This is a genomic window from Psychrobacter sp. TB55-MNA-CIBAN-0194 (assembly GCF_040309505.1).
Taxonomy (GTDB): Bacteria; Pseudomonadota; Gammaproteobacteria; order Pseudomonadales; family Moraxellaceae; genus Psychrobacter; species Psychrobacter fozii.
Genome location: NZ_JBEOOW010000013.1, coordinates 1 through 21560, shown reverse-complemented (window position 1 = coordinate 21560; position 21560 = coordinate 1). Strand labels below are relative to the sequence as shown.

Sequence of the window (21560 nt, the reverse complement as noted above, 5' to 3'; positions counted from 1 at the left end):
TACTGTATATTTTAATCGTTCAACTTTCGAAGCGATTTTTTATGAAGAAATTTTTTACGAAGCAACTTTTTACGAAGACGCTTTTTATGAAGCAAATGTCCATCAAGAGTTTTTATAAAGTTTTTCTTATGCAGATGTTTTCGGTAATTCAGACTCAACTAGAGACACCCAAACCTTTATACCGGTTTCAATAGCATCGTCATTAAAGTCATAGGCTGCATTGTGCAAAGGTTTAGACGGCGTACTGCCATCAACACCTAACCAAAAATAAGCGCCTTTTACGACTTGACTCATGAATGAGAAATCTTCAGAAGCCATTGATGGTTCTACGTCCGTGTTTACCTTGTCAGCACCCAATGCTTTGGTCGCTGCATTTTTTATTTCGAGATAAGCCTGACTGTCATTGGTGGTCACTGGATAACGGATATGATAATCCATCTCGCCTGTGACGCCATATAACGGTGGCAACGTCGTCACCATTTCTGTGAGCAAACTCTGTAGCGACTGGCGTACATCCATATCAAAACTACGTACCGTACCTTTCAAAATCGCAACATCAGGAATGACATTGGTCGTGTCACCACTATTCATCTGCGTGACACTGATGACGCCTGACTGCAATGGTGATATGCGGCGCGAGATAATCGACTGGATGTTTGTAATAAGCGCGGCACCCGCTGCAATAGGATCAGCGCCTAAATGCGGCATGGCAGCATGCGTGCCTTTACCGGTTAGAGTAATTTCAAACGTATCAAAAGACGCCATCATCGGTCCATCATTTACGGCGATTTGACCCACAGGCAGACCCGGCCAGTTATGCAGCCCGTAGACTGCATCCATTGGGAACTTATCAAATAAGCCATCATCAATCATGGCTTTGGCACCGCCCAAGACTTCTTCAGCAGGTTGGAAAATTAAGTGAATAGTACCGCTAAAATTCTTATTTTCACTCAGATACTTAGCCGTACCTAGCAAGACTGAAGTGTGACCATCATGGCCACAGGCATGCATACAGTTTGCATGCGTAGACTTATGCTCAACGTCATTTTGCTCTTCGATGGGCAAAGCGTCGATATCGGCTCTTATACCAATGGTAGGTCCTGTGCCGTTTTTTAATGTGCCGACAACGCCAGTACCACCCAATCCTTGATGAACCTCAATCCCAAAAGACTGTAACTTATCAACGATAAATGACGAGGTTTTGAATTCTTTAAATCCTAGCTCAGGTTGGCTATGAATCTGTTTACGCCATTGTTTGACTTCGTCCAGCAATGCGTCATTAACCGACATTGAAACTGACATTGATTCTCTCCTTTGAGATTATTTATTGATAAAAACCATGTAAAACTGATGCAGGCGATTGCTGTTTTCACATCACAGTAGCCACGCTAAAATACGCGAACTGATAGTAGTTTTTAGAAAAACAAATAAGCCACTCAAAGTGGCTTATTTTGTATAACCAGATATAGATGTGGCTTTGTTGTTTTTCTAAAGACAGTATATTAGCCTATCTACACGTATTGAGAAACCTAACTGTCACAACTTTGGACGAAATGCCCGTCTGTGAATGTATTAGCTTGATTTATAGTCAACAAATAACCAGTAACTTGGACTTTGTACTGCTTGTTAATCACTCAATTAGAAACCCTTGAGAGCTATCATGCTGCCTTCAAGGGCTCTAACTAGAAGAGTTCTAACTAGCTGATGATAACCTTGCTGTCATTTATCAAATTACTTATCGAACTCTTTAAAATCTGCTTTACGAATTTTAGCGTGGATGCCTTTGGTTTTATCCACGACCTGTGATACTTCAAAATCTGTAGCAGCACTGAGGTAAGCATAAGCGGTCGCTTCATCAATATCGTACTCTTGATTTAAAAAGCGGATGGCTTCACGAGTCGACTTTTTCATCGCTTCATCCAAATCTTCATCTAGCCCTGGTGTGATCCAAAACTCCGCATTTTCGGCTAAAGGTTGAACAATTTCTTTACCAGGGATTTTATCCTTGCCAGCTTTTAACAAGGTAAATTTGAACGTAGCACGCGCAGAGGCTTCAAGCGCCGTTAACGCAACCTCACCATCGCCTTGTGCAAAGTGACTGTCACCTGTGTAAAACAACGCGCCAGCAACTTGCACAGGATAGTAAACGGTTGAACCTGCACCCAATTCATTGATATCGATGTTGCCGCCATACATAGCAGGTGGCACAGAGTGTACTTTATCTGAGGTATTGGCTGCGACGCCCATCAAACCCATAAAAGGCTCAAGCGGAAAACGGATAGATTTGCCAGAGTCGGTCTTTAGCACACCCTCATAGTCGCCTTTGGCATTTTTTTCTATCGGGGTAAACACGGACACATTGCCATAACGCTCAGGATGAGCAGCGGAAGCATTGGCTTGTTTTGGGGTCTTTGGGAACTCTCCTGCTAATGCGCCTTTACCATGGCGATTAGAGATAACGCCATAAGGCACTCGCGGCTCAACTTTGATGACTTCTACTTTTAAAATATCGCCCGGTTGCGCGCCTTTAATTTCAATCGGTCCTGTCACAATATGCGGACCATCTTTATCAAAGTCATGATCTAATTTGGATTGCGTGATTTTCTTTGCTTCATCCAAGATAAAGTCATCTTTGACCCCTTTGGACTTAAAGTACTTGGCGGCATCACGTCCCTGATCTTCGAGTAAGCCTTCATGTGAGACTGTATCAAACGTTACCACGCTACCAGAGGCTACAGAAATGATAGGTTTGGCATCTCTATTCGGCAAATATCCCCACGTTATCGTATCTAGAGTCGAAGGTACGTAATAATTCCCTTTGTATTCGCCATTTGTTAGCTGCGTGGGTTTATCTGACATCTGCTTAAGCACAGTAAAGTCTTCTGCCTGAGCGGCTGATACGCCTAGTGCACTGAGAACGAATAATGAAAGAACTGTATTTTTAAACATAGAATATACCCTTGATAAATGAAACATAACAACATTGTCTTACATCTAGGGTAGCGCAAGTTTTATGCCACAGAAAAATCCGTCTTATCGCTTAATTTGAGTAGAAAAAGCACTGTTTTGATACAACTTACTGCTCCAGTGAGGTGCTTTTATATATAAAAAGAATGGTTTTAGTGCATGTCCATATAAATGCCACATGGTATGTTCGAACAATACTTAATGACAATCGTTACCTTTCTTTAAGTTTCATAAATATACGTAACATTGCAATCGTTTATCATCTCTTCTATCGAACGTGTAACGCGTTGCCACTATGTTTTACCTCAATAGGAAATAAAAATAATGAAAAAAATAATAATAAGCCTAATGCTAGCGACTTCTACTTGCGTTGCAATGATGGGATCAGCCAATGCGGCGCTACACGACTCATCAAAGCATAGCGTCCAAGTACAAAACCATAAAGACGACACGTCTGCACAGAAAAATAAATCTACAAATCAAAAGACTGTCAAACAACAACCAGCGGCTAAAGTCGTCAAAAAGGCTGACCAGACCAATAATAAAAAGCAGTCTGTAAACACAAAAGCTGTCACGCCAAAAAAATCTACAGCACAACAACAACCTAGCAAGTCTAAAAACGTAACATCTGACCATAAATCGACAGACAGTAAATACGACAAAAATCATAAATCTTAATTAAGCAAAAAATCTCGACTGTGATATCAGGTATCTTTAACAGACATCCAATATCACGCTCTAATACTGGTTACGCTATATTCTGCTAGCAACGTAGTAGCCTATTTTCTGTGTAAAAGGAGTTTTATCATGAAATACAAACTGACTCGTACCAATCAACAGTTACTACTGGGCTTAGCCGTATTTGGATCGACCATCATGCCGGTGACTTCTGCGGTTGCTATATTGCCACTGGGCTCAGAGTTTTTTCAGACAGAGTTATCTGAAACCACGTCTACTACTGAAACAGCATTGATTAAAAAAGCGTTATCCAAAGAAGGCAATTTGAAGAGAGAGAACGAACATCTCACTGCTTTTAGTAATAAGTCGAAATTTTCAACGTTGATTAGAGAGAGTAAGCAGTTTAGAGATCTTGAAAAACACAACACCGATATACTACATGACTAAAAACCTCTTAGAAGTCATAAGTGGTTAGGGTGTGTCCTCACTTCAATCAATAGTGATCTAAGTGGGTTAAAAATGGGGACACGCCCTAGTATCCAAATATTGGAAGAGCACCTATTTTTTGAGTGATAGGTTTCTTAAGTGATAGGTTGCTATGAAAAGAGCTAAATACGTTTGGGCGGTACAGAATAGGTGCCGACTACGTGAGCCACGGCATCATCAGAGCCTTCTGAATAAAGAGACACCTCACCTACTATCAGCATACGCCCTACTTTCATCAAGGTACATTCGGCGATAATACGAGCATCTGCTGATGGTTTACGCAAAAAGTTGATGGTCAGGCTTGTCGTTACTGTCAGTGGGACGATGCCGATTCTTCCGAGTATCGCCACATAGATGGCGACATCAGCAACGGCCATCATGACGGGGCCAGAGACTGTGCCACCAGGGCGCAGCTCATCTACACCAATTTCGTGCGATAAGATCGCGCCTTTTTCACTGACTGCCTCGACGACACATTTGGTTTGTGGAAACTCCAATGCCATAAAGGCACTGATTTCTTCTTTGGTTGCAGACATAATTCTTCCTTGAATTGAATGGTCCTTGTTACTGCACTTAATACCTTGATTTGACTGAATAGCTTTATATCGTTATCGCTGACTACCAAAAGAGCCCATCAGTTTTTGCTACTGCGCGCTTTTAGTTTTATAGATGATGACCTGCCCACTTTATCCACTAATGTACCACTGGCGTGCCTTCCGTACTAAAGGCAAATCCTTTATTGCTAAAGTTACCAATCATGACGGCTTCGATAACTGGTCTCACCGTTTCATCTATGCCTTCGACTTCGATAATAAAGTTGGCACCTGAGCCACCTCTATCTTCTTCTTTTTCGACGATATAATTGAGCGTGGCCATCGCTGGTAGCTCAATGGGTTTGTCTAGATATGACTTTACCAGTGCACCATCTGTATCGTAATAATCAATTTTATTGATATACAGCGATTTTTTGAACGTCGTATTACGCACGCTCAGCGTCGCCGACAGTAACACTTTGCGAGCGTCTCTATCGGTATAAATATCAGAATAAATCGGCACATAAAAGGTTTGTTTATAACCGAACTGACTGTGATCCACGTCTGAGGTAATCTCTAATGCTTCAATTGGATCTTTTTGATGCTCGGACAGAAGGACGTTCGGGTCTTGTGCGGACTCATCACAGCCTGACAGTAGTGCCATCACAGCAATCAATAGAACGGATACTCTGCGCTTATTCATAATAATTTCCCTGTGGCCTCAGCATCACTGCGATTGGCAAACCGTTATTTGATTTTTACACCTTTATTTTTACACCCACACTACGTAAGAACTGGTTGATGTGTTTATTGGCACCATAAATAACCAATACATCTCGCTCTTGCAATACTTGCTCAGGCGTCGCCAAACCTTGAATACTAGGCTTACTCTGCGTACGACCAAAGCTGTCTTCATAATACTCATAGCGCATGGTACTAAGCAATCGGATATTGAACCTTTGCTCCAACTGTAACTCGTCAACGGTGTTACCGATTAGAACGTTTGGAATCTTAATCTCTACCATACTGAAGTTATCGCTCAACTCAAACGAATCAACAAAGTAGCGTAGCGACAGTCGTTTGGCCCAGCGATTGGCCGCTTCTTTTTCAGGGTGAATCAAATCATCCACACCGATAGCTTGTAGGACTTTTTCGTGCAACGGGTTGATACTACGGCTGATTAAACGTTTGGCTTTTAAGGTTTTAAACAGTGCCGTTGCCATGACGTTCGCACCTTGGTCTTCCCCAATCGCTACGATGACAATATCAGTATCAACGATGGGTAATCCACTAACAGCATACTCGTCAGTGGCATCCATACAGAGGGTATGAGAGATGACTTCTTTATAGGCTTCTACCCTTTGCATACTACTATCAATGGCAATCACTTCATGGCCTTGACTGGTCAACGCCGCGCCTAGCGATGCACCAAAATTTCCTAGCCCTACGATGATATATCTCATAATATTTATGACCTTTCTTTAGTATTTTTTGAGCATAAAACAGCCAGTTCGTGACGGTTTAATTGATTGTAATCTCTTCAGTGGGATAGCGATAATTGCGTTGGCGCATATTTTTGAGCAGCGCAATAAATATCGTCAGCATACTGACACGCCCAACGAACATAATGACCGAAACCACGATTTTACTGAAATCTGATAAGTCTGCCGTCAAGTTCAAACTGAGCCCCACTGTGCTGTAAGCTGAGAAACACTCAAACACCACTTTAATCAAGTCAAGCTCTGGCTGATCATAGCTAATGAGTGTCACGCCCGTACCGATGACCAGTAGCGACAACCACATAATAGAAAATGCGCGGCGTACAGAAATCTCCGCAATTTCCCGTTTAAATATCTCTATTTTGGTCTGCCCACGCGCCAGACTCAACGTATTTAATAGCGCAATAGCAAAAGTACTGGTCTTGATACCACCACCTGTCGAGTTTGGCGAAGCACCAATCCACATCAAAAATATCGTCAGCATCACCGTTGGAAACGTAAGCTCACCCATATCAATGACATTGAACCCTGCCGTACGCGGAGTAGCCGCCGTAAAGAAGCCAGTCACTAGCTTACCAAAGAAGCTGCTATGCTCAGCGAGCACGTTATTGTATTCAAATATCATCACGCCGATCAGACCGACCAGCAATAACGCGCCTGTCGTAATCAAAGTAATGCGGCTATTAATATTGAGTAGCCAAGGCTGATAAATGTAGCGCTGGTCATGACGATATATCAGCCGCTGAGCACGATGACGCAAATACCGTAAAACATTGACCACGATGGTAAAGCCCATGCCACCAAAGATAAATGTCATCGCAAGGATCAGCTGTAGTGGATAGTTAAAGCGTAGTGAATCATCATACAAGCCAGCGCTAAAGGTAGAAAACCCAGCATTACAAAAGGCAGAAATCGCATGAAAGACAGAAAAGAATAACTGTTCAGACCAATTCATATCGGGGATGTCGTAGATGCTAATATAAATCAACGCTGCCGCCACTGCCTCGACGGCAAAGGTGACGTACAAGATAGACTTGAGTGTCGAGACCACATTACCCATACCGCGCATGTAAGACATCTCGCTGATACTTGCTTGCGTCTCATAGCTGACACCACCCTTAAAAAAGTAACTAAAATACGTCACAAAGGTCAGGATACCTAAGCCACCGATTTGTATCAGCCCCATGATGATAACTTGCCCGAAAGTCGTAAAATAGGTAGCCGTATCGACGACGATAAGCCCTGTCACGCAAACCGCACTGGTCGCAGTAAACAACGCATCAATAAAAGACAGTGGCTGCGTCGTCGCATTAGGCATCATTAGTAGTAGCGCGCCAACCAATATCACTACGAGAAAGCTCAGAATAAAAAACTGTGCGGGGTGCAGAAAGGTACGATTGAGATTGAAGTTATGATCAGAGAGTTCGCGGATAAAGGTGACGAACACGGCTATTTTGATTGCAACAAATCCATCAACCGCAGCGGACAATCCCGAGCGCACTAGGTCTGTGAAATGCGCGGTTAATAGAATGATAATTGCGATGCTGGTCAATGTGTCAAAGACAGCAACTTTATTGAAGGTTAGCGGTTTTTTTGTGTAGATATAGCGACCAGCAGTCACTATAAAACTTAAAAATATAATCACCAGATAAAAAATATGGAACACTTGCTGTAGCCACGTCGGTAGTGTGAAACCACTATCGAATAGAGCAATAGCTACTCCGATGACACTAATGAGAATCGTAAAATTGTTCAATAAGCGATAACGTGTGGCTGCATTCATAGCCTGAGTCCATGACAACAATAACCACGATACTTATACTCCTTTTTCATCGTATCTACAAAAAGTGATTTAAGTTAATCGTAACCAATTATTGAACCATAGCAGGTACTGATAATCAAAGCAGGTGAAAGAATGCTCGCAAGCACATAGAGGCTTTAATAGCTCTGTCGCTGAATACGCATTTATTTAATTTTATTTCCTGTTACGGTCGTGCCATTTTCACCCCACCCCATGTCACTAGAGCTACGCCAATGGCTATTAATGTAGCCCCTAAGAATAAGCCTTCTGGTGGCTGCTCTCCTTGCAGAAATATAGCGACAGGTACACCGACAATGGCCCCTACCGAGCCTAACAAACTTAATAGCACTGGCCCGCCTGTTTTTTGCAGCAGAAATAACAACAAAAACTGACCAGCAAACACACAAGATTGGACAGCGATTAAACCTAGTGGCAACAGCCCTTCTCGTGGTATATCGATAGAAAAATCAGACATCATACTGAATAAGCCTAGCAGGAATGCCGCCGCAATCAGCATACCTGGAGCAAGTGCGCTAGGAGATGCCTTATCAGGCCAGCGTAGCGTGCGATATATATTGCCAATGGCGAGTAAGACAGGGCCACAAAGCGCTATTAATATCCAAAAAATACTGGCATCTGGTGCAGAGAATTTATGCACAGCCAATACTCCAGCCCCAATCAGTGCGGTAGCCACGCCAGTAGCACGAATGATGTTGAATTTTTCTATGCGTAGAGCCAGTGCCCCGAGGTAGGTAAGAAGTGGTGGTAGCGAGATAGTCAGCGCAACGAAACCTGCCCCGACATGAGGGATAGCAGAAAACAGCAGTAAATTGGACCCTGCAACGCTGACCAGTGCAGCGATAAAATAGTACTCAAAGCTACGCTTGCTAAACGGCGGTGGCTCATGCCTTACTAGTGCAACAATTGATAAAATGAAGGCCGCACCAGTGATCGACCAAAACAAAAACCCTAATGGCGTAAGGCCAATGTCGCCTGCATATTTCGCCAAATTGGTTGAGATACCGGTGAGTGCACCGCCAGTCAACAAGCAAGCGAAAGGAATCAGCCATGTGTTTCTATTGCGAGATATTTGCTGTTCCGTAGGCTCACTCATCAACGATCCTATAAGCTTTGTACCGCTTTGCTTGCCGCGTCGATAGCCCCAGCGACATAGCCAGGGAACGCCTCTGACCACTCACTACCGCAACCTGTTAGACAATCCTGCCACTCGCCTGTCTTTGGTTTTGATGGCGGGGCTACAGCATGCTGCCCTGAGCCACTCGCATCGGCAGCTGTCGCGGTAAATACATCTTGAGACCAGTCTTTGATATATTCAGCCTTTGGTTTGTCTGCTTGTACACCAAATAGACGTACCATCTGCGCTCGGCAATGTGCTTTTAGCGCCATCTCTGAAACGTTTTGGCGTACCTTAACGGGAACACCAAAGAAACCAAACACAGCGCCTTCGCCTTCCACTAGTGAGGCATCGTGAATCTCAGTAAGCGGCCCTATCGCACTTCGTGCTGCACCCGAGAGACCGTTATCTCGCCAAAAGGGCGAATCATAGACTGCCACATACTTGGCATGTGGTGCCATCCAAGTGTCGGTCTCTTGCCACTCTATCGCTAAATCTTGCGGTAAAGCAGGTTCAAATACGATATTACTAACAGCCAACCGCGGTGGTAGCGCAAGTAATACATGCTGCGCTTGATAAGTGATTATTTGACCAGCGTTGATATGTTCAGAATCATATTCGCTGTCTATTTTAATATGCTGACCAGTCTTGGTTAAGCGTCTTACTGTCTGTCCTGTTACGATACGCTTGGCATCCAAGCGAGCGTATAAAGCATCAGTTAGCGCCGTCAGTCCACCCACGAGGCGCATAGATGGTGGCGAACTCTGATAACCTTGCGCACGAATAGGCAACTCACTAGCACCACGTTCTACCATCATATCGCCTTCTTCGAACTGAGCGAAACGTGGTAAACCTAATGCTTCGATAAGACTGCTCAGCTGCGGCTGATACTCTGGCCAAAACCACGACGGCCCTAAATCAAAGCCATCGTTTGATTTTTCATGATCGCCACTTTGACTGCTAGCATTCTGAGCTACTGATGATTTGGCAACAGTGATACGCCCGCCCAATCTATCACGAGCCTCTATCAATATATAGTCGATACCTTTTTGTTCTAACAAAAAGGCGGCATACAATCCGCTTAATCCGCCACCGACTATCACCACTGGTACGTTTTGCATATCAAATACGTCCTATCTCATCAAGTACATTTAATCAGGACTACTCGATCAAAATTGTTCGAGTGAAACTACTCACCCAACAACTTAGTCAGCATCTCATCTATCTCAACTTTAAACTCTTTATCTTCAATCTTATTTGCCGTGATTTTGGCATTTTGTAGACTTTGAATAGCCGCTTCTTTGTTACCTGTCTCAAGCTGTAACACCGCCATAGAAAAAGCAATCGACGACAGATGATCCTTTGAATTGATCGCCGTGGCTTTGGCCAGTGCTTTGTCATAAATGACCAGTGCTTCGTCCAAATCTTCTGTAAAGTCAGCAAGCGTTTCCCACTGCTCTGGATGATCTTTGTCTGTGTTTTCGTTATCCGTACAGACGGCTTTTAACTCAGCATAAAACGCATCAAATTTTTCTTGATTACCGATACGGTCAGCCTCTAGTAATTCTTCTGCCAATTTATAAATAGATTTATATATTTTGGTATTAATCATTGCTTACAACCTTTTATTGACTTGGGGTATAGATTATTTGGTTAGGATTATAACGTAATTCTAGGGCGTGTCCTCATTTTAAAAATGGTGATAAAAATGAGATGAATTGCAGTCAAACAAGGAAAATAGCGCAGGTCATATCGGGATATTAACCAGCTATTTAACGATGTTTGGCAAAATTTAGCCATTTTTAGCCCGTTTAGATATGATCAATTGAATTGAGGACACGCCCTACACTAGCGGCTCAGATGATTGCTGCAGAAAAGGACACAATATTTATATGGCTGTTATTAGCATTGCTATGAATCTTATTAAGGTTGCTATTCAGGTTACAACTCTCGCCAGTGTAACCAAAGCCGCGTATCTAGCTCAAACTGGTGATATTCAGGCTCCATATGGCAGCATAATTGATAAAACGCTTTGTTATGCTCATGCTCTTTAAAATGTGCCAACTCATGCACGACGATCATGCGCAAAAACTCAGGCGGCGCTTCTTGAAACAAGCTGGCCACCGTGATGCTGTTGTGCGATTTGAGCTTGCTGCCTTGTATACGAGACTGGGTGGTATGAATACCTAGCGCATGTTTGAGAACTTTTAACTTGCTGCTATAGCTGACATTCGATAGCTGTCCCACTTTGCGCATATACTGGTTTTTAATATCATTGATATACTGATAAAGAGCCTTATCACTTTTTATTTGGTGCTGAGTGGGATACTTTTTTTCTAGATAGGCGCCCAAGTTACCATCGCTAATGAGTAGCGCGGCTTGGGTTTGAACTTGCTCAGAATAATGAGCGATGTATTTTAATTTGGTCACGAACCTATCCTTTACTGATGCGTTACCACGTATCGACGCGGTCTAAATGAATTTTACCTTATATTGGTGCGCTTTATTAGAGCGTGTCATCATTTAGGTTGTGAGGCATAAACAAACCCCATAAGCTGAATTCAACTTATGGGGTTATTTTTTACGATATATTTACTTAAATATTCAGAACGTGTTGATAAATCAATTAACGCTCTAAGTGTAGATACTGTAAATGACGCTCGTATTGATTTAGGATATCAACCAATACTTGCTCTTTGGAATAGCCAACCAAGTCATACTCTTGCGAGCCTTCGCTTAAGAACACTTCTGCACGATAATAGTACTCTGCATTCTTAGTTGAGGTGCTCAATGTAAAGTTAGGACGTTCCGCTTTAATCAAGTTAACTTCATAAATAAAGTCATCTTCATCGCCATGTCCAACTCGCAATTTTAGACCATCTATTTGACCGCTACTCTCATCCATGCCTTCGTCTATATCTTGTCCGATATGTGCAGGGTTACGGATATCCAAAGATGTTTTTAGACCGCCTGCCGCAAACTCTTTTTCAACTTCCGTCATGGCAGGTCTGACCACATTTTGTAAGAACTGTTCCACTTGTGCATGTTTAGGGAAACTGACAATACGTTGCAAGCGTGCTTTCCAGCTCTTACCGCTATCTAGCACATTAGCTGTACCAATCGTACTGGCCTTACGTTTATTGCCTTCTTCTTTTAATGACCTCCACATCGATACCATATAGAGCACGAGAATGAGCGAGAATGGCAAGCCTGCAATGACAGATACTGACTGTAATGAGGCGAAACCACCGGCAAATAATAGTCCTAAAGTGATAAAACCTGTTGCCGCTGCCCAAAACAAGCGCAACCAAACAGGGGCATCTGTGTCATTGGTCATGCCTCTTGAGCTCAAGTTCGCTAATACTAACGCGCCTGAATCCGCTGAGGTCACAAAAAAGATAAGGCCAATAATCACACCAGCGAATGATAAAATATCGCTGTAAGGAAAGTGCTCAAACAGAGCAAACATACCCATCGCTGCATCATTAACAGCGATTTCGCCAAGCTCAGTGGCACCATTGGCAACCAAGTCTATCGCTGAATTACCAAAGATAGAGAACCAAGCAAAGATGAAACCGAGCGGGATAAACATCACGCCAAAGACAAACTCACGCAAGGTACGACCACGACTAATACGTGCGATAAATAATCCTACAAACGGTGCCCAAGCGACCCACCATGCCCAGAAAAATATCGTCCAACCTGACTTCCAATCAGCACCAGCTTGACCGTCATAAGCATAAACATCAAAGGTTTTGAAAATAATGGTTTGGAAATACTGTCCAATATTTTGAGTAAAGGTATTGAGCAAATAGACCGTATTACCCATTACTAATATCGCAATCAATAGCAATATCGACGATAGCATGTTGAATTCAGAGAGACGGCGTACGCCTTTCTCAACACCTGTCATCGCAGAGACAGCTGCCGCCGCAACAACACAGACGATAATAATTGTCTGAACCGTTTTGCTAGACTCGATACCGAAGACATGGGTCAGTCCAGCATTGGCCTGCAATACCCCAATACCTAAACTGGTGGCGATACCCATCAAGGTACAAACAACACCAAAGGTATCAATACCATCACCAAGCCAGCCTTTGATGAGTCGTTCACCAAAGATAGGCGTCAACGGCGAACGTAGCGCCAATGGCATGTTTTTACGATAAGCAAAGTATGCCAATGCCATACCGATCAAGGCATAGATACCCCAGCCATGTAGCCCCCAATGTAAAAAGGTCTGCGCAAGTGCTTCGCGCATGGCCTCGGCACTGGCAGGTTCTAAACCAGTATGCGGTGTCAAATAATGCATCAAAGGCTCAGAGGCACCAAAGAACAATAAATCAATACCGATACCAGCGGAGAACAGCATCGCCGCCCATGCTAGGAAAGGAAACTGTGCTTTTTCGTGGTCTTGCCCAAGCTTGATATCACCGTACTTGGAGAAACCAACAAACAAGGAAAATATACTGTAAGCGGCAACCACCAGCATGTAATACCAGCCAAAGCTCTCTGATATCCATGACATACTCGAACTTAACAATGTCTCACTATAAGTTGGAAACGCAATCGTCCAAATTATCAATAAAATAGAAATAATAGCTGAGCCTAAAAAAACCGTCTTATTTAGAGTCAGGGGTTTTGCCGCATCCTTTGATGGCGAGCTGTACATAAAAGACCTCAATAGGTAAATTAAACAGGGTCTGATATTGCTTTGTCCGTCATAATCTTATGACTATCAGTCATAAGATTATGACGGACAAAGCAGTACCAATAAATAAAGATTTGCTACTTAAGTAATGATCATTTCAGTAATTGCTACTTCAATAATTAGCACTTAAGCAACAAGGTAAGTGATTAAAAAACCAATCTTAATCGTATTCATTTTCTAAAACAGTAGAGGGGATAAAAAAGACCTTTATCAAAAGGCCTTCTTATCAACATTATTCATAAACACTATAGTCATTTCACTATAAAAGTATTACTGCGTTAACCTCGCTTGAAGTATTTAATATACATCTACACTCGGCTGCCTTGTACTGCTTTTGAATTAAATCGACTATATATCATATATCTAGACAGTTGTTTATTAATATTTAATTTAAACAGAACCATAAGCACGCATCGGCTCAGCTCTCAATGGTGCACCATTAGCAGTAAAATAATCTACCGTCGAACGTGGTAGCTGCACACCGCGCATCTTATCGGCAATTTTTTCTGCCAACATAATCGTGGTCGCGTTGAGATTACCACTGATGATGTTGGGCATGATAGAGGCATCAACGACTCGCAAACCATCGATACCATGTACCAGACCTTCGCCATTGACGACCGAATCATTGTCTTCGCCCATCGCACAGGTACAAGATGGATGATAAGCCGTCTCGCTGTGGTTACGGACATACTCATCCAACTGCGCGTCGGTCACTAGATCATCGGTTGGTGCAATCGAGCGACCACGATAAGGGTCAAGCGCTGGCTGATGCATAATCTCACGAGTGATACGCATGGCAGCACGGAACTCTTGCCAGTCTTGATCATGAGACATATAGTTAAACAAGATACTTGGATGAGCGCTTGGATCTTTCGATGTCAGCTTGACACGGCCACGACTTGGCGAGCGTAATGAGCCCACGTGCGCTTGGAAGCTATGCGATTTAACCGCACTACGACCATCATAACGTACCGCGAGTGGTAAAAAATGGTACTGAATATTAGGATGGGTGAATTTTTCATCGGTACGAATAAAACCACCACCTTCGAACTGATTTGACGCGCCCAGACCCGTACCATTGAATAACCACTCTGCACCGATGGCGGGCTTGTTCCACCATTTATTGGCAGGTGCAATCGACACTGGCAGCTTACATTCATACTGCATGTACAGCTCTAAATGATCTTGTAGGTTATTACCCACACCCGGCAAATCCAGAATCTCATTGACACCTAAATCTTTTAGCCATTGACCGGGGCCAATACCAGAACGCTGCAATAATTGTGGCGAAGCAATCGCACCAGATGAGACAATCACCTCACGAGAGGCATGAAAGTTCTTGGTTTGACCTTGATGCTCGACTTTGACACCGATAGCGCGTTTGCCATCAAACAAGATCACATCGGTTAGCGCACCCGTCAAAATCGTGATATTACTGCGTGGCTTAGCACGGTCAAGATAACCACGAGCCGTTGAAGCGCGGCGACCATTAGGCGTCACGAAACGATCCATTGGCCCAAAACCTTCTTGCTGATAGCCATTTAAATCGTCGGTACTTGGATAGCCAGCTTGCACGCCTGCTTCAATCATTGCTTGAAACAGTGGGTTGACCCCAGGTTTTGAAGTGGTCATCTCAACAGGGCCACCTACACCGTGATAGTCATTCTCGCCAGCATCACGGTTTTCTAACTTTTTAAAATAAGGCAGGCAATCCAGATACGTCCAATCTTCTAGGCCTTTAATCTTAGACCAATCATCAAAATCTAGTGCGTTACCACGGATATAACACATACCGTTAATCAGTGACGAGCCGCCAAGTCCTTTACCGCGACCGCAGTCCATGACGCGATTATTCATATTCGGTTCAGGATCTGTCTTGTAGCCCCAGTTATAGGTTGTTCCTTGCAACGGCATGGCGAGCGCTGCTGGCATCTGCGTACGAAAATCTAAGCGATGGTCTGGACGACCCGCTTCTAGTAGCAGCACCTTAATGTTGGCATCTTCGGTCAAACGCGTGGCCAGCACATTGCCTGCTGATCCTGCGCCAACGATGATGTAGTCATACTCAGGTGTGGTTGATGTCATAAAACGCTCCATAATATTGAAAAATAAATCATTTACTATCAGTAAAGTCGAATAAAAAACAAATTATCTCTACTGAACTACTTTACTGATTAAAAAACTGATCAAAAACTTTCTCAATAAAAGTAATTAAAAGACAGATTCAAACGCACCCAACTCTACTTGGATAGATTTGGTCTGAGTATAATGCTCAAGGGCTTCAATGCCATTTTCTCGGCCAACACCTGAATGCTTGTAACCGCCGACTGGCATTTGAGCGGCTGACTCGCCCCATGTATTTAACCAGCAGATACCTGCTTCAATTTGAGCGATGACTCGATGTGCTCGGGTCAAGTCAGCAGTCACGACGCCAGCTGCCAATCCATATTCGGTATCATTGGCACGGCGAATAACTTCTTCTTCAGTCTCATAAGTCAATATCGACATTACTGGGCCAAATATTTCCTCACGGACGATAGTCATTTCATCAGTACAGTCAGTGAATACAGTCGGGGCAACGAATGCGCCATTTGCCAATTCGCCTGTTGTCACACGGTCACCACCTGTTAGCAGTCGTGCACCACTGGCTTTACCTTGCTCAATATAGCCAAGTACTCTTTCCATATGCGGGAAGCTGACTAGTGGGCCCATGTTGATGTTTTCATCCATTGGATCACCCAACTTAATACGCTCAACACGCGTTGAAATAGCCTGCTCAAACTTAGCTTGCATCGCTTTAGGAATAAACACACGCGTGCCATTGGTACATACCTGACCACTGCTATAGAAGTTCGCCATCATCGCGATGTCCGCAGCCGTATCGATGTCTGCATCATCAAAGATGATCAATGGCGATTTACCACCCAGCTCTAATGTCACGTCTTTAAGAGATGAGCTTGCCGCACTCGACATGACTTTTTTACCCGTTGGTACGCCACCGGTAAACGAGACTTTAGCGATATCAGGATGCTGAGTTAATGCCTCACCCACTTTATAATTGCCTTGCACGACGTTGAATACGCCATCTGGTAAACCTGCTTCTGTCAAAATTTCTGCCAGTTTCAATGCAGTTAACGGTGTCACTTCTGACGGCTTAAAGATCATCGCGTTACCAGCAGCTAGTGCTGGTGCTGCCTTCCACATCGCGATTTGAATTGGATAGTTCCATGCACCAATACCAGCAACCACGCCAAGTGGTTCACGGCGAGTATAAACAAAGCTGGTATCACGTAGTGGAATCTGACGACCTTCTATCATTGGTGCAAGACCCGCATAATACTCAACGACATCAGCACCCGTAACGATATCGACATACTTGGTTTCAGAATACGCTTTACCTGTGTCTTTGGTTTCAAGCAATGCCAGTACATCGTTGCGTTCGCGCAGTATGGCTACTGCATTTAATAGAATGCGACCACGCTCAACTGATGTCATCGCCGCCCAAACTTTTTGACCTTTTTGTGCTGCTTTCACAGCCTCGTCGATTTGCTCATTGGTCGTTTGTTGAACGGTAGCCAACAACTCACCTGTCGCTGGGTTGATGTCTTCAAAAGTAGTCAAAGACTCATCGACAGCCAGATAACGACCATTGATATAAGCAGTTTGTATTTTTTCTAAGTCGATAATGTCTGTTAAGTTATTTGAGTTTGTATGAGTAGCTGTCATGGAGTGCTCCTTACGACGACTGGTACAAGCGCTATAAAATCACGCCTACCGAATAATTTCGTCATGGTTTCAGTTTTAAAAATAAAAGTTGCATCGTTATATGATGACAAGTCGTTATGTGGTTAAAAGTCGTTATGCGATTATCAATTGTTCTTTAATAAATCTTTGGGTGTGGCACTTTAATTAACGTGCTATATCATGCTTATGAATCAAAACCACGTTGCGTCATTTTTATTAGACGCTCACGTAGCGATTTCTTATCCGAGATATTGATACCTGAGAAGTCAGAAAGCCAAATCCCATCAGCGACCAACCGCACCATACACAATGTCTCGGTATTATCGGTTGCCTCATGCTTCTTCAATTGCTCGTTTGACCACTTGGCCCACAATTCACGCAGCTCACTATCACCTAGCATCAATACATATAGCGTCGCTTGACTGTCAAACTCTTCCTGCCCTTTTTCGCCTAGACTTATCGTGGCATCTATATAAGCGCGGGTGAAAGAGCCATAACGCACTGGATCTTTCGCCATTGCGCTATCCACCTCTGCCTCAAACTTCGCCATCGCATCATGAAATACTTCAAGAATGAGCGCGTTTTTAGTGGCGAAATGATGCATGATGCCACCTTTGGTCACCCCAACCGCATCTGCCACGGCTTGGAAAGTGACTTTCGACAACCCTTGCTCTAGCGTTATTCGTGCAGCCTGATCGAGCAGCGCACGACGAATAACTTCTGGTTGTTTTTTACGTTTATGAGCGTTTTCAATTTCCATATCAGTGCACCACAGAATTAGAGAGTAAATTCATCACCATCACACCGCCTACAATCATAGAAATACCAACCATTGCCGCTGTATCAAGGCTTTGCTTAAAAAACACCAAGCCAACAAGCGATGTCAGTACGATTCCGAGTCCGCCCCACAGCGCGTAGGCAATACCAAGCGGTATGGTCTTAAGGGTCTGCGCCAACAAGTAAAATGAGATGACATAAAGCAAACCCATAATGAGCGTCGGCACCAAACGCGTGAACTGCTCTGACTTCATCAAAAAAGTAGTGCCGATCACTTCACAAATGATGGCAATGGCTAAGTAACCATAAGCAATAGTGGTAGGACTCATATTTAACATACCTTTTCGAATCAAGCATGTTTCTCGATTCAATATCAATTGGTCATAATAAATTGTTTGAGCATGTATTAAAGATACCGTACGGTCGGTATTCTATAGACATATTCTAGCAATGTGAAGGGCTAACTCATAAGTTTTTTGTTTCAAGTGATGTATGTATTGCGTTAATATTCAAAAAGATAGACGAGTTGTCTAATCAAATATAGGCTTGAAACCTAAGCGCAAAGACGAATGCAAGGTTACTTCGACTACTTATTAGAAGCACTTTTCTCTTTGGTCGATGCACTTAATAAAATTATCGACGGCCGAGCCAATAAATAACAACTTGAGACTCACCTATCTACTAGAACTGCCCATTTAACAGGCGATAACGAGCTATTTTGAATTAATTACAACAATATTGATAATTAATGGCGTAATAAGGTTGACAGCCTATGATGACTTGGCTAAAATACGCCCCACATAACGCAAACAAGATAAGCAATTGTTCTTATATAATGCTTACTAAACTTACTGTTATGACCATCTATTCTCCAATAGCTCAGTTGGTAGAGCAACGGACTGTTAATCCGTGTGTCCCTGGTTCGAGCCCAGGTTGGAGAGCCATATACTGAAAACCTTCATCATTACTTGATGAAGGTTTTTTTTATGGTCGCCATTTATATATGTGATGGTCATAATATTCGCATGGCTACTGTGTTCTTTTGTGCATTTTTGTTGTATGGTAAGTGAAGTATTGATTGGGTTAATTTTTGTCTGAGCGCTTTACTCCTACTCACTAAAAGTAATGGTTTATTATGATACCTGTACGTGTAAAAAATAGATTTTCTGATCATCCACAAAAAATCATGCGTCCAGTCAGCATTCGCCTGTCTGAAGAAATGATTTCGCTACTAGAAGCGACTTCGTCGGATTTAGGTTTTAAACGTATTCAAGGTCTTATCCGCCTATATATTCGTCAGGGTCTTGATCGTGATCATCAGGATTATACGTTAGCCCATGATGAAGTTTTTATCGAAACACTACGTAAGCGCGGTGTTAGCCAGCATATTATTGATGAGGCTATTGTTGTGACGCATAATAATAATATTACGCATTCATTATCTGAGCTACAACAAAACGATCAAGCTAATGACCAAACTAATAACTAACCAGTTACATTAAAAGCAACATGCCAATGTATATTGAATAATAATAACCGTTCAAAACCACTATTAATCATCCAGTTTTACGGCTTTTAATAAAAAAAGACTGAGTCCACCTAATCGCACTCAGTCTTTTTTTATGGGCATCATAAACATATCCTTTGCTAGTCCTTACTATCATCCACTCTGACCAACACCTTTCTGCTGTCACAAACATAAAAACATATCTGTTTTATTTCCATGCTCCCTTTAGCGATAATTAAACACAAGTAATCTTCAAACGAGGTATATTAATAAAAAGACCACTATAGTCGGTTCAATATAATGTCGATATCAAAAGACTAAGCAAAGATGACGGTGTAGCAGATTTATATAAACGTGACTATATTATCGCTCTTTATTTTTCATAGGGGTTTACAAGGAGGTGTACGATGATGGGTTTATATCAGCGTTTAGACAAAGCGTTGTTACTAGCAGTTGCTTTGGCAGTGCTGCCAGTCGTTTCTGCGTGCTCACAGCCACAAACGGATCCAAACAAAAAAACAATACCGACCAACTCAGACCTGTGGCAAAAAAAGCTCGGTACTACCTTTGAGCAGCTACCCAAGGCTGATCAGCAAGTCCTTAGCCGCTATATGTTGCGAATGAAGCTCAGCGGCGCTTATGAGTCAGGCGCGATGCCACGTACCACTATCAAACAGGCTCTCATACAGCAGCGTGAATACGAGCGCTTACATCCAAACAATCCTACGGGTAAGAAAAGCCCTATCGTCAAGGGTCAGCAAGCAGCAACCGCTAATGCACAGAATTACCCTATCGCCCTACTGCCAGTCAAGACCAGCGACGACGATAGCCTAAACCAAGTAAAACTACAGTTCATGCTATCAAACCACGGTCAGGTCGCTATTCAAAGCTTTAAAGGGACGCTAATCATGCAAGATGCGAAGCTGACGAAAGGCAAAAGATTCAATGTGCCCTCGACACAGTTTGCTCCGCCCATTCAACCCGAGCAGTCTGGCAAAATCATCATCGAGAGTAGCATAGAAGACATCAACGTTATGCGTGCCATAAAAAACACCAAGGACTTGACCATCATGATTAGCGAAGGTGTTTTAAAGTTAGAGGACGGACAAACCGTGGAGTTTGATGAGTCGCTAATGAAATAAAGGATGTCATTGCTAGGGCGTGTCATCCATTAGCACATTAATACATTTAGTGGCCTTAAAATGGCTAAATTTTGCTAAACAGCGCTAGTAATTTTGTCAATATATTCATATTAACGGCAATTCCTTCCTTGTTTATCTACAATTTTTCTCATTTTAAGCCTTACAATCTAATTGATGACACGCCCTAGTTCATTAAAAGTTAGTTCGTCGCAATTTCATTAAAAAAGTCATTATAAAAACACATAAAAAAAGCCCCAATCAATAGTGATTGGGGCTTTTTTCGAATTTGGAGGAGACGGAGAGATTCGAACTCTCGAAGGGCTACGAACCCTTGTCGGTTTTCAAGACCGGTGCATTCAACCACTCTGCCACGTCTCCATAGGTGCATCATTATAACGATATAAAATAAAAATGCAACAAAAAAAGCCGCAATCATTAATAATGATTGCGGCTTTCAAATTTGGAGGAGACGGAGAGATTCGAACTCTCGAAGGGCTACAAACCCTTGTCGGTTTTCAAGACCGGTGCATTCAACCACTCTGCCACGTCTCCATAGGTGCATCATTATAACGATATA

The 21560-nt window shown here is 42.9% G+C and carries 19 protein-coding genes and 3 tRNA genes; 5 read left to right on the top strand and 17 right to left on the bottom strand.

Annotated elements, in window-relative coordinates:
• Window positions 1–126: 126 nt before the first annotated feature.
• Window positions 127–1302: a M20 aminoacylase family protein gene (locus tag AAEY75_RS13610; protein WP_265090852.1), complete on the bottom strand. Its 1176-nt coding sequence runs from the start codon at window positions 1300–1302 to the stop codon at window positions 127–129.
• Window positions 1303–1731: 429 nt separating this feature from the next.
• Window positions 1732–2949: an acetamidase/formamidase family protein gene (locus AAEY75_RS13605; RefSeq protein WP_352259846.1), complete on the bottom strand. Its 1218-nt coding sequence runs from the start codon at window positions 2947–2949 to the stop codon at window positions 1732–1734.
• Between the two features lie 342 nt (window positions 2950–3291).
• Here AAEY75_RS13605 and AAEY75_RS13600 point away from each other — a divergent pair, with 342 nt between their 5' ends.
• Together AAEY75_RS13600 and AAEY75_RS13595 are read left to right on the top strand one after the other, a co-directional pair.
• On the top strand, window positions 3292–3645 hold the full coding sequence (locus AAEY75_RS13600; protein ID WP_197216816.1) for a hypothetical protein: 354 nt from the start codon (window positions 3292–3294) through the stop codon (window positions 3643–3645).
• A gap of 129 nt (window positions 3646–3774) precedes the next feature.
• Window positions 3775–4092 carry a hypothetical protein gene (locus tag AAEY75_RS13595; RefSeq protein WP_197216815.1) on the top strand — a complete coding sequence of 106 codons (318 nt, stop codon included), beginning with the start codon at window positions 3775–3777 and terminating at the stop codon, window positions 4090–4092.
• A 161-nt stretch (window positions 4093–4253) separates the two neighbouring features.
• Here AAEY75_RS13595 and AAEY75_RS13590 read toward each other — a convergent pair whose 3' ends face one another.
• From AAEY75_RS13590 to AAEY75_RS13530, 13 genes are all read right to left on the bottom strand, one after another.
• Window positions 4254–4667 (bottom strand): PaaI family thioesterase, encoded by a 414-nt coding sequence (locus AAEY75_RS13590; RefSeq protein ID WP_197216813.1) that lies wholly within the window; start codon window positions 4665–4667, stop codon window positions 4254–4256.
• Between the two features lie 157 nt (window positions 4668–4824).
• Complete coding sequence (locus AAEY75_RS13585) at window positions 4825–5367, bottom strand: DUF3124 domain-containing protein (RefSeq protein WP_197216811.1); 543 nt, start codon at window positions 5365–5367, stop codon at window positions 4825–4827.
• Window positions 5368–5422: 55 nt separating this feature from the next.
• Window positions 5423–6127 carry a potassium channel family protein gene (locus tag AAEY75_RS13580; RefSeq protein ID WP_197216809.1) on the bottom strand — a complete coding sequence of 235 codons (705 nt, stop codon included), beginning with the start codon at window positions 6125–6127 and terminating at the stop codon, window positions 5423–5425.
• Window positions 6128–6185: 58 nt separating this feature from the next.
• Window positions 6186–7946 (bottom strand): potassium transporter TrkG, encoded by a 1761-nt coding sequence (locus AAEY75_RS13575; RefSeq protein WP_197216808.1) that lies wholly within the window; start codon window positions 7944–7946, stop codon window positions 6186–6188.
• Window positions 7947–8148: 202 nt separating this feature from the next.
• Window positions 8149–9078 (bottom strand): DMT family transporter, encoded by a 930-nt coding sequence (locus AAEY75_RS13570; RefSeq protein ID WP_352259845.1) that lies wholly within the window; start codon window positions 9076–9078, stop codon window positions 8149–8151.
• 8 nt (window positions 9079–9086) lie between these two features.
• Window positions 9087–10220 (bottom strand): flavin monoamine oxidase family protein, encoded by a 1134-nt coding sequence (locus AAEY75_RS13565; RefSeq protein WP_197216806.1) that lies wholly within the window; start codon window positions 10218–10220, stop codon window positions 9087–9089.
• Window positions 10221–10288: 68 nt separating this feature from the next.
• A complete protein-coding gene (locus AAEY75_RS13560) occupies window positions 10289–10711 on the bottom strand; it encodes a tetratricopeptide repeat protein (RefSeq protein WP_110924290.1) in 423 nt (140 codons plus the stop codon).
• Between the two features lie 329 nt (window positions 10712–11040).
• Window positions 11041–11529 carry a M48 family metallopeptidase gene (locus tag AAEY75_RS13555; RefSeq protein WP_197176029.1) on the bottom strand — a complete coding sequence of 163 codons (489 nt, stop codon included), beginning with the start codon at window positions 11527–11529 and terminating at the stop codon, window positions 11041–11043.
• A 196-nt stretch (window positions 11530–11725) separates the two neighbouring features.
• Window positions 11726–13771 (bottom strand): choline BCCT transporter BetT, encoded by a 2046-nt coding sequence (gene betT / locus AAEY75_RS13550; RefSeq protein WP_110924292.1) that lies wholly within the window; start codon window positions 13769–13771, stop codon window positions 11726–11728.
• Window positions 13772–14200: 429 nt separating this feature from the next.
• Window positions 14201–15898 carry a choline dehydrogenase gene (betA, locus tag AAEY75_RS13545; RefSeq protein ID WP_352259844.1) on the bottom strand — a complete coding sequence of 566 codons (1698 nt, stop codon included), beginning with the start codon at window positions 15896–15898 and terminating at the stop codon, window positions 14201–14203.
• Window positions 15899–16024: 126 nt separating this feature from the next.
• Window positions 16025–17539 (bottom strand): betaine-aldehyde dehydrogenase, encoded by a 1515-nt coding sequence (gene betB, locus AAEY75_RS13540; protein ID WP_352259843.1) that lies wholly within the window; start codon window positions 17537–17539, stop codon window positions 16025–16027.
• Window positions 17540–17741: 202 nt separating this feature from the next.
• The gene (locus tag AAEY75_RS13535; RefSeq protein WP_197216804.1) at window positions 17742–18317 is read right to left on the bottom strand and encodes a TetR/AcrR family transcriptional regulator; all 576 of its coding nucleotides are present in this window, start codon (window positions 18315–18317) and stop codon (window positions 17742–17744) included.
• Between the two features lies 1 nt (window position 18318).
• Window positions 18319–18684 (bottom strand): DMT family transporter, encoded by a 366-nt coding sequence (locus AAEY75_RS13530; protein ID WP_502944412.1) that lies wholly within the window; start codon window positions 18682–18684, stop codon window positions 18319–18321.
• Window positions 18685–19202: 518 nt separating this feature from the next.
• Between AAEY75_RS13530 and AAEY75_RS13525 the strand changes: the two genes are divergently transcribed.
• From AAEY75_RS13525 to AAEY75_RS13515, 3 genes are all read left to right on the top strand, one after another.
• Window positions 19203–19278: transfer RNA gene (locus AAEY75_RS13525), tRNA-Asn, on the top strand.
• A gap of 191 nt (window positions 19279–19469) precedes the next feature.
• Complete coding sequence (locus AAEY75_RS13520) at window positions 19470–19823, top strand: CopG family transcriptional regulator (RefSeq protein WP_352259841.1); 354 nt, start codon at window positions 19470–19472, stop codon at window positions 19821–19823.
• 425 nt (window positions 19824–20248) lie between these two features.
• Entirely contained in the window at window positions 20249–20983 is a 735-nt protein-coding gene (locus AAEY75_RS13515) for a hypothetical protein (protein ID WP_352259840.1), read from the top strand.
• 287 nt (window positions 20984–21270) lie between these two features.
• Here AAEY75_RS13515 and AAEY75_RS13510 read toward each other — a convergent pair.
• Window positions 21271–21361, bottom strand: a tRNA-Ser gene (locus tag AAEY75_RS13510).
• Window positions 21362–21444: 83 nt separating this feature from the next.
• Window positions 21445–21535 (bottom strand) — tRNA-Ser (locus tag AAEY75_RS13505).
• Window positions 21536–21560: the final 25 nt, after the last annotated feature.